The sequence below is a fragment of the Actinoplanes subglobosus genome (genome assembly GCF_042650585.1).
Lineage (GTDB): Bacteria > Actinomycetota > Actinomycetes > Mycobacteriales > Micromonosporaceae > Actinoplanes > Actinoplanes subglobosus.
Genome location: NZ_JBHSBL010000005.1, coordinates 544,454 through 557,990, shown reverse-complemented (window position 1 = coordinate 557,990; position 13,537 = coordinate 544,454). Strand labels below are relative to the sequence as shown.

The window sequence follows — 13,537 nt, the reverse complement described above, 5'->3', positions numbered from 1 at the left end:
TCAGTGGAGGCGGGACCGGTGGTGGGCCCGGTAGGCGGCTCGGCGCTCGGGGGTGGTGGCCAGGTCGGTGGCCGTCCGGGCCAGGAGTTTCGCCGCGTGGAGCAACGCCTCGTCGCCCGGCGGGGTGGCGGTGACCGCGGCGAACTCGTGGGTGTGCGGCATCGCCGTGACACCCCGTAACCCGATCATCGGGTGGATGGACGGTATCGCGTGGCTGACGTTGCCCATGTCGGTGGAGGCCGCGCTGAAACCGCCGGGAAGCGGAACCGCCGTACGGCCGAACGCCGGCAGATGGGCGTGGTAACAGTCGAGCAGCCACGGGTCGTTGCGCATGTCGAGGTAGTCGGGTTCGGTCCGGGCGAACGTGACGGTGGCGCCGGTGGCGAGGGCGCCCGCCTCGAAGCAGGCCTGGACGCGGCGGCGGAGGGTGTCGAGGAGGTCGGCGCCGGGGGTGCGGACCTCGTATTCGAGGACGCTGCGCTCGGGGATGATGTTCGTCTTCTCGCCGCCGGAGCGGACGAAACCGGCGACCCGGTAGCCGGTCGGGGTCTGCTGGCGGAGCAGGCCGATCGCGACCTGGGAGATCACCGCGGCGTCGGCGGCGTTGACACCGTCCCACGGTGCGCCGGCCGCGTGGGCGGGCCGGCCCTCGAAGGTGACGGAGAACCGGCTGCACGCCTGGGTGGCGCCGGCGGTGTCGGCGGACGGGCCGGGATGGGCCATCATCGCCACGGTCACGTCGTCGAAGGCCCCGCGTTCGAGCATCAGCTGTTTGCCGGCACCGCTCTCCTCGGCGGGGGTGCCGAGCAGCAGGATGCGGAAGCCGTAGCGGTCGGCGGCGGTGCGCAGCGCGATGGCGGCACCGGCCGAGGACGCGCAGATGATGTTGTGGCCGCAGCCGTGGCCGATGCCGGGAAGGGCGTCGTACTCGGCGCAGAGCCCGATCGTCAGGTCGCCGTCGCCGTAGGTCGCGAGCAACGCGGTCGGCAGGTCGCAGACGCCCCGGTCGACGGCGAAGCCGGCCTCGTCCATCAGCGTGGCGAGTTTCGACGCCGACGCGTGCTCCTCGAAAGCCGTCTCGGGCTCGGCGTGCAGGCTGTGACTGAGCCCGAGCAGCCGTGCCTGCCATTCGTCGACCGTGGTGTCCGTACCCAGCGACATGCCGTCATCGTAAGCCGGGCCGCCCCGCTGAGCAGTTCAGCGGGACGGCCCGGGCGCACGTGCGGAGCGGGGTCAGCGGGTGGTCCGGCGACGACGGGTCAGGAGCAGCGAGATCAGGCCGGCGAGGATCAGGCCGGCGCCCGCGAACCCGAAGACGGTCACATCGGCTCCGGTCAGGGCGAGCGCGCCTCCGTCCGTACCGTCGGAGGGGGAATCGACGGGCCCGGCGACCGGAACCTGATCGACGACCGTGGGGGTCTCGGGGGTCGTGTCCGGGCCCTGGCCGGAACCCGTGTCCGTGCCGGTGTCCGTATCGGTGCCGGTGCCCGTGCCGTCACCGGTGCCGGTGTCCGTATCGGTGCCGGTGTCCGTGTCGTCGTCGTCCGTGCCGGTGTCGCCGTCCGTGCCGGTGTTCGCCGGCGGCGAGCCCTGGCCGGGGCGCGGCTGCTGCGGGATGCCCGGGCGGCCCGGGCCGGCGACGGGCGCGCACGCGACGACCGCGAGGTTGCCGAAACTGGCGTCGAGCACGCGTGTCGTACCGAGCCTGATCTCGACGCGCACGGTCGAAGCCTCGGCCTCGACCTGGCGCCCGCGGTGCGACTTCTCGACCTCGCCGAGAGAGAGCCGTACCTCGAGCACGGCCGGCGGTCCCTGGGTGACGGTGTTGCCGATGAGGCCGAGGGAAACGACGGTGCCGGTGTCCTTGAGAACCTGGACGGGCCGGCCCGGGGCGGTGACGCGGAGCACCGCCGGGCGGTAGTTGACCTCGGCGTCACGCGCATGGGACCCGGCGATGACCTCGAGAGTCGGCTGGTTGACGACCTTGACCGAGATCTCCTGCGGCGTACCGGCGAAGAAGCTCAGGTCGCCGAGGGTGGCCGCGGCGCCGGAGCGTACGCCGGTCCGCCCGTTCCCGACGCGCAGCAGATCGGTCGCGCTCTGCGTGGAGCCGGTCGGCCCGATCCGGAGAATGCTGGTCGGCTGACCGCCCGCGATGATGGCGCCGTCCAGGACGGACAGCCCGCCGAGCATGGTCGCGGCCCGGGTCAGCGGTCCGATCTTGCCGCAACGGTAGTCGTCGTCCCAGGTGGCGTAGGCGGTGGACCGCCCGGCGCTGCTGGTGGCGAGCCCGCCCGCGTGGAAGGCGAGGAGTTCCTTCTCGTCGGGTCCGCCGCGGCTGGGGGCGGCGTGCCGTGCTCCGGCGCCGCCCGCAGGGAGCCCGAGGACGCGGGCGTCGGCGTGCCGGCCGGAGGCGATGCTGCGGTACGGCCGTGCCGAGCTGTCGACGGCGCCTTCGGCGCTGGCGATCCGCACGTCGGTCAGGGCCGGCATTCCCCGGGCCAGCGGGCCTGGATCCAGGACGGTGATCTTCGCGAGGTCGGCCCGGGAGCGCGCGGTGAAGTCTCCGGCACAGTCCCGGGGAGTCGTGGCGGCGACGGGCGCGGCGGGCACCGCGAGCGCGGCGGCGACCAGCGCGTGCAGAGCGATCGGCATGAGGTCCCTTCCGGAAGGGGTGGGTTGTCCGACCTCTCATCGCCTTGCGCAGTTTGCTAGGTACGGGGCTTTAAGACCTCTTTCACAGTGAGCGTCTATGCGCAAACCAGACAGTTCCTCCGTAACCGCCTACTCAACGATCGGTACGGTCCTCCGGATAGCTCGCCCCGCCACTGGATTCCTCGGTCAGCGGCCGGGCCCCACCCTCGGGCGGCCCGGCGACCGACTGTCCACCCGCCGCGAGCTGCGGAAACTTGGCGTCGAAGGCGGGCCGTTCGGAGCGGATCCGGGGCATCCGGTCAAAGTTGCGCAGCGGCGGCGGGCTGCTCGTGGCCCACTCCAGCGAGTTCCCGTGACCCCACGGGTCGTCCACCGTCACGACCTCGCCCACCCGGTACGACTTCCACACGTTGTAGAGGAACGGCAACGTGGCCGCCCCCAGCACGAACGAGCCGACCGTGGAGATCATGTTCAGGGTGGTGAAGCCGTCGCCGGGCAGATAGTCGGCGTACCGCCGGGGCATTCCCTCGTTGCCGACCCAGTGCTGCACCAGGAACGTCGCGTGGAACCCGACGAAGGTCAGCCAGAAATGCACCCGGCTGAGCCGCTCGTCGAGCATCCGGCCGAACATCTTCGGGAACCAGAAGTAGATGCCGGAGAACACCGCGAACACGATCGTGCCGAACAGCACGTAATGGAAGTGGGCGACCACGAAATAGCTGTCGTGCACGTGGAAGTCGACCGGCGGCGACGCCAGCAGCACCCCGGTCAGGCCACCCAGCAGGAACGTCACCATGAACCCGATCGCGAACAGCATCGGCGACTCGAGCGTGATCTGCCCGCGCCACATCGTCCCGATCCAGACGAAGAACTTCATCCCGGTCGGAATCGCGATCAGATAACTGAGCAGGCTGAAGAACGGCAGCAGCACCTGCCCGGTGGCGAACATGTGGTGCGCCCACACGCTCATCGACAGCATGGTGATCAGGACGGTGGCGGCGACCAAGGTCTTGTACCCGAAGACCGGCTTGCGGCTGAAGACCGGCACCACCTCGGTGATGATCCCGAAGAACGGCAACGCGATGATGTAGACCTCGGGATGGCCGAAGAACCAGAACAGGTGCTGCCACAGCATCGGCCCGCCGGTCTCCACGTTGAACACCTGCGCGCCCAGCACCCGGTCGGCTGCCAGGGCGAAGAGCGCCGCCGCCAGGAACGGGAAGACCAGCACCACGAGCACGCTGGTGAGCAGGATGTTCCACGTCATGATCGGCATCCGGAACATGGTCATCCCGGGCGCCCGCAGGCACAGGATCGTGGTGATCATGTTGACCGCGCCGAGGATCGTGCCGACACCGGAGATCGCCAGGCCGACCACCCACATGTTGCCGCCGACGCCCGGCGAGTGCTGCCAGGTGCTCAACGGCGTGTAGGCGGTCCAGCCGAAATCCGCCGCACCGCCCGGCACCAGGAACCCGCCGAACGCGATCAGGCCCCCGAAGAAATACAGCCAGTACGCAAACGAGTTCAGCCGTGGGAACGCCACGTCCGGCGCCCCGATCTGGATCGGCACCACGAAGTTGGCGAACGCGAACACGATCGGCGTCGCGAAAAACAACAGCATGATCGTGCCGTGCATGGTGAAGAGCTGGTTGTACTGCTCGGGCGACAGGATCTGCATGCCTGGACGGCCCAGCTCGGCCCGCATCAGCAGCGCCATCGCGCCGCCGAGCACGAACCACGCGAACGCCGTGACCATGTACATGATCCCGATCTGCTTCGCGTCGGTGGTACGGATCGTCCGGGCCAGCCATGATCCTCTTACCTGCCGTCGCGACGGCCACGGCCGCGACTCGACGGGGCGCGGGGAAACAGCGGTCATCGAAAGTCCTCCCTGGACTGTTCGTACTCCGCAGCGCCCCTCAGCACAAGCCGGTGACGCCCGGCACCACCCCGGTTCCCTCCGAGTTCCCCCCGCTCAGGAGATCAATCACGATGGCGTACGGAATGAGCGCCGTGACATGCGGCGAGACCCGGACCGGGGTGCAGTGATCAGCGGCACCGGCCGTGGGCTCGCCGGCGACCGGCCCACCCCGGCATTGCAGCACGCAGGCCAGGCACTCCCCGCCCGAGCACCAGCCGCCCTTCCCCTTTCCTCCCGTCCCGAGTTCGATGGGCGTCACCGTCATGCCATCCGCTCAGATCCCTTTCCCACCCTCAAGACGCCGATGACCGCTGCTACAACGACGGAGACCAGTCCGGTGGGTCGGCGGGATGCAGTTGAGGATCGTCGACGAAGAAGGTCCGCACGCGGCCGATCGGGGTCAGCGGTCCCTCGAACCGAACCGTGACACGGCCGATGCCGCTCCCCTGAACCCAGCCGGGACCGTGCTCGTCATGGTGAACATCCTGGCCAGGACGCCACACCGGCACGTCGGCCGGTATCCGCGCCGGCACGTCGGCCGGTATCCGCGCCGGCACGTCGGCCGGTATCCGCGCCGGCACGTCGGCCGGTATCCGCGCCGAAGCGGGAACCGGGACGGGCGCGGCATCAGCCGACGGCAACGCGGTCGCATCTTCCGAGGGCGCCCCGACGCGCGGCGGCAACGCGGAACCCGGCAGCGAAGCGGAACCCGGCAGCGAGGCCGGCTCCAGCGGCGAGTCCTGGACCGGCGACGCGGCCACGCCCGAAGACGGGTCACCGGGAGCGGGCGACCCATCCGGGCACAATAACCCGTAATAGCCAGAATCGCCCGACTCATTCGAGGCGTCGACACCCGCCGCTGAGGCCAAGGCGCCCGACACCACCGCACCTTCCGCAGAGACCGAAGCACCTGGCACCACCGCACCCGCCGCAGACGCCGAAGCACCCGGCACCACCGCACCCGCCGCAGACGCCGAAGCACCCGGCACCACCGCACCCGCCGCAGACGCCGAAGCACCCGGCACCACCGCACCCGCCGCAGACGCCGAAGCGCCCGACACCACCGCACCCGACGCAGACGCCGAAGCGCCCGGCACCATCGCACCCGACGAAGGAGGGAGGGGTGGGCCCGGCGAAGGGGTGACGGTCGTGGCCGGCGAAGAGGTAAGGGATGCGCCCGGCGAAGGTGCCAGGGGCGGTGCGGGGTCGAAATCCGGTGGATCCTCGCCCGCCGCGGTGAACAGGTCGTCCTGGGCGAAGTCGTACAACGCTGACACACCAACGCCGAGCAGACGGATGCCACCGGCCGTCGGGACGTCGCTGAGCAGGCGGCGGGCCAGTTGGGCGATCAGGACGCCGTCGTCGGTGGGCTGGTCTCGGGTCACGGCCCGGGTGATCGTGGTGAAGTCGGGGTGGCGGACCTTGATGTTGACGGTGCGGCCGGTCAGGCCGGAACGGCGCAGGCGGCCTGCCACACGGCCGGCCAGCAGGTCGAGCTCGCGCTGCAAGCGGGCCGGGTCGGTGAGGTCGACGTCGAAGGTCTCCTCCGCCGAGACCGACTTGGCCTCGCGCTCGCTGACGACGGGACGGTTGTCCTCGGCGCGGGCCAGGCGGTAGAGCCCGTGGCCGTGGGCGGTGCCGAACCAGTCGACCAGGTCGTCGAGGGAGCGGGCGGCCAGGTCACCGACGGTGCGGACGCCGGCACGGTGCAGGCGCAGCTCGGTGGCCGGGCCGACGCCACCGAGACGCCGGACCGGCAGCGGATGCAGGACGGCGAGCTCCTGACCGGCGGGGACGATGGTGAGGCCGTCGGGCTTGTTGAGATCGGAACCGATCTTGGCGAGGAGTTTGCTGGACGCGGCACCGATCGAGCCGGTCACGCCCCCGGTGGCGACGGCGATCTCCGCCTTCAGCCGGAGGGCCAGGTCGGTGACCGCGGCCAGGCTCAGGTCACGGCCGGTGGGGGCGAGATCGACATAGGCCTCGTCGATGGAGACCTGCTCGACCAGGGGTGAGACACCGGCCAGCAACTCCATGACGACCGCGCTGGTCCGCTGGTAGGCCGCGAATCGTGGAGACAGGAACGCCGTGTTGAGCGGGCACAACCGCCGTGCCTGGGCCGTCGGCATCGCCGAGCGCGCCCCGAAGGCCCGCGCCTCGTAGGACGCGGTGGACACGACGCCGCGCCCGGCGACCCCGCCGACGATCACCGGCTTGCCGCGCAGCGACGGTTTGTCGCGCTGCTCGACGGCGGCGAACATGGCGTCGAGGTCGACGTGCAGAATGCTCGGTTCCCCCCTCACGAACGCAGACTATGCGCCGGGTACGACAGAAACCCGCCATGGCATCGCGTGCGTTCGCCCTCGCGGTAGCGGGCGAGATCCGGCCAGGTCAGACAGGGTCAGCGGAATCAGATGGGGGAAGGCCGGGTACGGACAGGCTGAGTCCGAGTGCCCCGGCCGCCGTCCCGACGATGAGCAGACCGGCCGCCTCGGTGCAGGCGTTCGCCGGATGGTGCACGGGGATGGTCAGTTCGTGCGTGCCGGTCTCCGGATCCCACAGGCGTACCGTCGCGTCCTGCCCGGCCGACGCGAGCAACCGCCGCCCGGAGACGGTGACCAGGCAGAGCGCGGTGACCGGCGCGGTGTGCCCGGTGAGCACGTGAGCGGCAGCGCCGCTGTACCCGTCCCAGATCCGCACCGTGCGGTCGTCACCGGCCGAGGCGATCAGGCCGTTGCCGAGGGCGCACGCCACCCGGACCCGGCCGGTGTGCCCGGTGAAGACGGCGCGTTCCTGGCCGGTGCCGACCTCCCAGATCCGGACCGTGCCGTCCACGCCCGTCCCGGCGACCAGCGCGCCACCGAACTGGGGCAGCGGGCACAGTGACGAGATCGGCCCGGCCGGTGTCGGCCAGTAGCGGATGAACCACCCCCACCGGGGCCGCCATTCCCGCTCGGACCAGGGGTCCCAGAGCCGGACGGTTCCGCCGCGGCCGGCGCAGGCGAGGTAGACCTGCCGGCGCCAGAAGACCGCACACACCGCCCACGACCAGCCGGGCTGATAGACCTGGCGCGGTCGCTGGCCACCGCCGACGGTCCACATCCGTACGGTGTGATCGGTCCCGCCGGAGGCGAGCAGCACCTCACCGCCCGCATGCACGGTGGTGAGCGTGGTGACCGGCCCCTCGTGTCCGGTGAACACCCGTACGGCGGCCCCGTTGGCGGCGTTGCGCAGCTGGACCAGCCCGTCCCCGTGCCCGCAGGCGACGAGTGCGGACCGCTGGTGGACGGTCGGCACGAGCGCGGTGACCGAGGCGGCGGTCGACGAGGTGGTGACGGTGCGTTCCTGGGCGTCGACGTCCCAGAGCCGGACGGTGTCGTCGCCGACCGACACGAGCAGCGGCCGGTCGCGGACGGTGGTGACGCAGAGTCCGGTGACGGGTGTCCCGCGGCCCGGCAGGGTGCGCACCTGACGTCCGGTGGCGGGGTTCCACAGCCGGACGACGGCGTCGTCGGCGGCGGTGGCGAGGAGGTCACCGCCGGCGGTGCGGACGGCGCTGAGCGCGGTGATCCGTCGTCCGGGATGCTGCAGCACGTGGATCGGCTGGCCGGTGGCGGCGTCCCAGATCCGCAGGACGGGTCCGGCGGCCGCGGCGATCACCGCCCCGCCGGGCAGCACGAGATGGCAGAGCGCACCGACCGGGCCGTCGGGAGACGCCGCCGAACCGGAACGAGCGGTCGGCGCGGCCGGAAGACCCGGCGGCGCGGGCGGACGGCCGGGCGGGGCCACCGGGAGATCGCCGCTGTCGGGGACGATGACGACCGAGCCGTCGGCGGTCCCGACGACGACGGTGCCGCGCCCGTCACCGGTGACCGCGGTGATCTCACCGAAGGCGCCGGCCGTCCGGGTCTCTCCGGTGACCGGTTCCCACACGGTGACGGTCCCGTCGCCGGTGACGACGGCGACGCGGCCGGGGGTGTGGGCGATCACCTGCCGGACCATTCCGGGCAGGTCGTCGAGGCGGTGGCGTTCCTGTCCGGTCTCCGGGTCCCACAGGGTGACCCCGCCGACCGGACCGGCCACCGCGAGCAGGGCGCGGGTGCCGGCCCGGACGGGGGCGAGCGCGGTCACCGGCACGCCGGGGCGCAGCAGGAGCCGTTGCTGGCCGGTCTCGGGGTTCCAGATCCGGACGGTGCCGTCGGTTCCGCCGCTGGCCACCACGTCGCGGCCGTCGCGCGGGGTGAGGGAGCAGACCACCGCGGCGTCACCGGTGTGCCCGCGTAGCGCGGCCCATTCGGGTCGTCGTTGCACGGCCGCCCACACCGCCCGGTACGGTTCCCGCCCGTCGACGGCGATGCGGGCGTCGATCCCCTCGATGGCGGCGGTGACGCTGAACTCGGCGGACCGTTCGGCGGGTCCGGCGCCGACCGCGTTCGGGGTGAGCCGCAGCAGCCGGGCGCGCTGCTGTCCGAGCACGGTGTGGGCGTGGGCGGCGGGCGGGACGAGGCGCAGCAGGTCGGCGTGGAGCAGGTATTCATAATCGGTCAGAAGCTCGTCGATCACCCCACCGGCCGCGGCGTGTTCGGGCAGCACCGAGAGCAGGTAGGGGTCGGCTCCGGCCCAGCCGCGCCTCCGGCCGTACCGGATGAGGTGCTCGCTGATGTCCCGCTGATCCGACGCCGGACCGCCAACGGTGGCCCGGGCCCGCCGTAAGGCGTCGTCAAGGGCCTGATGGAAGAGCCGGAACCGGGCCGCCGGCGGCCGCCCGCTGGTCTCGACGATGAAGTTGGCGGCCGACGACCGGGCGAACTCGGTCAGGTCGTCGACGCCGACGCAGGCGCCGAGGGCGGCGAGCACGACCTGCCACAGCTCGACGGTGAAACCGGGCGCCCAGGCATGGGCCAGAGCGGTCAGTGCAAGTCTGGCGGGGGTGCCGCCGACGGCCGGGAGGCGGGCGACGTAAGCCTCCAGCGCCGCGTCGACGTCGGCCGGGAAGTCGAGTCGCGCCGGGTCGGCGGGCGCGCTGTCGTGGAGGCCGTGCCGGCGGGCGGTGAGCCCGGCGACCAGGAAGTTCCGGTCGGCGAGGTGGGCGATGCGGGCGGCGAGCGGTCCGGCGACGGCGATGTCGGCGTACGGGTTCCCGTCCCGTTCCGCACCGACGAGGCGGAGGGTGGCCAGCGCGTACGCGGTGAGGTCCTCGGCTTCGAAGTAGCGTTCGTCGTCCAGGTCGACGACGTCGAGGTCGGGCCCGAACAGCCGGATCAGGTCGCCGCCGTCGTCGCTGCGCCGGGTGCCGACGACGACCTGGGCCCCGGCGGCGGCGCAGGTGCGGGCGACGGGCAGCACGATGTCCTCGACGATCTGCTGGGCCTGCCCGGGCGTGACGGCTTCGTCGAGCGCGTCGAGGACGAGGTTGAACCGGCCCTGCGGGTGGCGGGTGAGCCGGGCGAGCAGGGCCGGGGCGAGCTGGGTGACGTCGTCGGGGAGACGGACGGCGGCGGCGCGGGCGATCTCGACGGCCACGTCGTGTGCGGTCTTGCCCTTGACGTGCACCGCGCAGGACACCGAGCCGACGCGGGCCTTCACGCTGTCGTCGTCGGCCGGCAGGGCGCGGCGGATGCCCTCGTCGGCGGTGGTGACGATCCGGCCGAGGACCGCGGACTTGCCGACGCCGGGTGAGCCGGTGACGACGAGGACGTGCCCGTCGGGGGTGCCGCGGTCGAGGAACCCGGTGACGGCGCGCAGGGCGGCGCGGCGGCCACGGAACCGGTAGCCGGTCTCGGCGTCGACGGCGACGCCTCGGGCCCGGGGCCGCCAGTGCCGGGTGGCCTCGACGTCGTCGGTGAGCGACCAGCCCCAGGCGGCGAGCGCGGTCTCGCCGGCGTCGACGACGGACCAGCCGGCCAGGTCGGTGAGGTGTTCGCCGGGCAGGTCGGCGGCGGCCTGCCGCAGGGTGAGGGCGGCGGCCTCGCCGGCGTTGCCGCCGGTGGTGTGGATCTGCCCGACCAGGCCGACGACGGCCCGGAAGCGGGGCGACCAGAGCCCGGCGCCGGTGAATCCGGGACGCAGCGGCCGCCGGCGGTCGGCGTCGAGCCGGACGCGCCCGTAGGCGAGGGCCGATCCGACGGTGCCGTAGCCGTCGGCGCCGAACGGGCTGTCCGGCGGGAACCCGAACGTCCACCAGGGTTCGCCGGCCAGGTCGGCGCCGTCGGGGCAGAGCAGCGGGGCCGGCCGGACCTGGTCCGGTGCCGCCCCGGCCAGGACCAGGACGGCGATGTCACCGTCGGCGTCGGTGCGGACGGTGGCGACGGCGCGGCGTTCGGTTCGCGGCACCGGCGCCTTGGGGAACGCCACCCAGACCGGCTGTTCCGCGAGGTGCCGGTCACGGACCACGGCGTACGACGTGAGCACCCGCCACGGGTCGATGAGGACGCCGGTGCCCAGGGGCCGGTCGGCGGCGGCCCGCCCGTGTGGTCCGTCGTGGATGGCGACGGTCCACGGATCACGGCGCGGGGCAGGCAGTGACTCCGGTTCGGTCATTTCTGCCCTTCGTCACTCTCCGTCAACCGCGACAGATTACGACCGCGCCTCCATCATCACAATGCGTGATCATGGACAGTTACCCCAATCGGACGGATGGGAGCGATCCCAAAATCTGGATCGACCGCGCTTTACAGTCCTCCGACAGCTGTGCCACGATACGGCTCGGTCCCAAAAAGCGACATTCTCCCAGCTAGCAGGCACGGCTCCAGAAAGAGGCACGCACAGCATTCGATATTCGCCGGTCAGCCGGGTCAATTCGACGAAGGAAGCAAGACGGTGACGGAGAGTCAGATCGCGGTGGCGCGCAGCGTGCCGGACCTCGTCCGTGACGCTCAGCGTGGGAACGTTCACGCACGGGACCAGCTGATCACCGGCCACCTCTCGCTGATCTACAACGTCATCGGCCGCGCCCTGCACGGGCATCCGGACGTCGACGACCTGGTCCAGGACACGATGCTCCAGGCGATCAACGCGCTCGGCGCCCTGCGTGACCCGGAGCGGTTCCGGTCGTGGCTGGTGGCGATCGCCTACCGGCGGATCCAGATGCACATGCGCAGCCGCAAGATGACACTGATGCGCCACCTCCCGGAGCCGGTGGACGTGCCCGACCCGGTCGGTGACTTCACCGAGCGGACCACCGCCGAGCTGGTCGTCGCCGAGCAGCGGCGGGAGCTGGCCGAGGCGACCCGCTGGCTGGAGGACGGCGACCGGCAGTTGCTCGGCCTCTGGTGGCAGGAGGCCCGTGGCGACCTGACCCGGGCCGAGCTGGCCGCCGCGATCGAGGTGCGGCCCAAGCACGCCGCGGTCCGGGTGCAGCGGATGAAGGCGCAGCTGGAGCTCTCCCGCGGGGTGGTGCGGGCGCTGCGGGCCAAGCCGATCTGCCCGGAGCTGTCGAGCACGATCCGGTTCTGGGACGGGACCGTCGACTCGGTGTGGCGCAAGCGGCTGGCCCGGCACGTCCGCGACTGCCCGAAGTGCCACTTCCACCAGGCCGGGATGGTCTCGCCGGAGCGGCTGCTGCTCGGTGTGGTCGCCCTGCCGGTGCCGGTGGCGCTGTGGGCCGGCATCCAGGCCGCCGCCGGGGCCGGGCTGACCGCGCCCCCGCTGGTCACGACGGTCTCACTGGTCGCCCACCTGACGCAGCACAAGACCCTGGTCGCGGCGGTCACGGCGACGACGGTCGCGGTGGGCGGCGGGCTGACCCTCGCGGTGGTGAACGAGCCGGACGGCCCACAGGCGATCGCCCCGCCGCTGAGCATCACCGCCACCCCGACGACCGCCACGGCCGGGCCCACCCCGAGCGCGGCGGCATCGGCCCGGGCGACCAGGGCCGCGGTGCCCGCCACGGCGGAGATCTTCGTGGCGCCGGGCGGCGACGACGACGGCGACGGTACGCAGGCCCGCCCGTACGCCTCGGTGGCCAAGGCGGTCGCGGTGGTGAAGCCCGGGCAGACGATCGCGCTGCGGGCCGGCACCTACCGCCCCACCAGCCCGATCGCGATCACGACGAGTGGCACCGCGGAGAAGCGCGTGACGATCAGCTCCTACCAGGGCGAGCGCGCGATCATCGACGCATCGGGGATCCCGGCCGACCAGTGGGCGATCACCCAGGAGGCCTCCTACTGGACGGTGCGCGGCATCGAGATCACCGGCGCCCGCAACGCCACCTGGACCTGCCTGTCCTGCACGGACAACGTGTTCCAGCGGCTCACCGTGCACGGCAACGCGGGTGTCGGGCTGATGCTGCGCAACGCCGGCACGTCCGGCAACCAGGTGCTGGACAGCGACTTCTACGACAACCAGGGTTCGGGGCTGTCGGTGCAGTTCGGTGACGGCGACGGGAACCTGGTGCGCGGCAACCGGGCGTGGGGCAACGCACGGGACGGTTTCGACCTCGGTTCGTTCCGGAGCCGGGTCGCCGTCGAGTACAACTGGGCGTTCCGCAACGACGCGAACGGGTTCGCGCTCGGCGGCGGCACCGAGGCGGTGGCCGCGCCCCACTCGGTGCGGCACAACGCGGCCTGGGGCAACGCCGGGCATGGCTTCGTCGACGAGGGCAACACCGGGGCCATCGAGCTGGGCAACAACACGGCGTTCCGGAACAGCGGGACGGGCTTCGCGATCACCACGGCCCCGGCGGTGCTGCGCAACAACGCGTCGGTCGGCAACGGTCGCGGCGAGCAGGCGCTGTCGGCCGGCGCGAAGCCGAGCAACAACAGCTGGGAGGTGGCGGCGTTCGCGTTCGGCTCGGAGGACGCGTCGGTCGCCGAGGGTCCGCGGACGGCGGCCGGGAAGCTGCCCGGCACCGACTACCTGTCGACCGGCAACGGCATCGGGGCCTCGATGTCCGGCTCGTAATACGGATGCACGGGCACAAACCGGGAGCCACACTGATCGACATGCACTCCGCGATCA

Annotated in this window: 6 protein-coding genes; 1 reads left to right on the top strand and 5 read right to left on the bottom strand. The window is 72.2% G+C overall.

Annotated elements, in window-relative coordinates; genetic code table 11:
• From ACFO0C_RS05915 to ACFO0C_RS05895, 5 genes are all read right to left on the bottom strand, one after another.
• Window positions 1-1,161: a M20 family metallopeptidase gene (locus ACFO0C_RS05915; protein ID WP_378065478.1), complete on the bottom strand. Its 1,161-nt coding sequence runs from the start codon at window positions 1,159-1,161 to the stop codon at window positions 1-3.
• A gap of 72 nt (window positions 1,162-1,233) precedes the next feature.
• Window positions 1,234-2,655 (bottom strand): hypothetical protein, encoded by a 1,422-nt coding sequence (locus tag ACFO0C_RS05910; protein WP_378065477.1) that lies wholly within the window; start codon window positions 2,653-2,655, stop codon window positions 1,234-1,236.
• A 133-nt stretch (window positions 2,656-2,788) separates the two neighbouring features.
• The gene (ctaD, locus tag ACFO0C_RS05905) at window positions 2,789-4,537 is read right to left on the bottom strand and encodes an aa3-type cytochrome oxidase subunit I (protein ID WP_378065476.1); all 1,749 of its coding nucleotides are present in this window, start codon (window positions 4,535-4,537) and stop codon (window positions 2,789-2,791) included.
• A gap of 356 nt (window positions 4,538-4,893) precedes the next feature.
• A complete protein-coding gene (locus ACFO0C_RS05900) occupies window positions 4,894-6,882 on the bottom strand; it encodes a DNA polymerase IV (RefSeq protein ID WP_378065475.1) in 1,989 nt (662 codons plus the stop codon).
• 88 nt (window positions 6,883-6,970) lie between these two features.
• Window positions 6,971-11,119 carry a hypothetical protein gene (locus tag ACFO0C_RS05895; RefSeq protein ID WP_378065474.1) on the bottom strand — a complete coding sequence of 1,383 codons (4,149 nt, stop codon included), beginning with the start codon at window positions 11,117-11,119 and terminating at the stop codon, window positions 6,971-6,973.
• A gap of 279 nt (window positions 11,120-11,398) precedes the next feature.
• Between ACFO0C_RS05895 and ACFO0C_RS05890 the strand changes: the two genes are divergently transcribed.
• Window positions 11,399-13,480: a sigma-70 family RNA polymerase sigma factor gene (locus ACFO0C_RS05890; protein WP_378065473.1), complete on the top strand. Its 2,082-nt coding sequence runs from the start codon at window positions 11,399-11,401 to the stop codon at window positions 13,478-13,480.
• Window positions 13,481-13,537 lie beyond the last annotated feature (57 nt).

Coding starts and splice junctions, on each gene's coding strand:
- ACFO0C_RS05910 (WP_378065477.1), bottom strand. CDS start 2,655: ATGCCGATCGCTCTGCACGCGCTGGTCGCCGCCGCGCTCGCGGTGCCC.
- ctaD (WP_378065476.1), bottom strand. CDS start 4,537: ATGACCGCTGTTTCCCCGCGCCCCGTCGAGTCGCGGCCGTGGCCGTCG.
- ACFO0C_RS05895 (WP_378065474.1), bottom strand. CDS start 11,119: ATGACCGAACCGGAGTCACTGCCTGCCCCGCGCCGTGATCCGTGGACC.
- ACFO0C_RS05915 (WP_378065478.1), bottom strand. CDS start 1,161: ATGTCGCTGGGTACGGACACCACGGTCGACGAATGGCAGGCACGGCTG.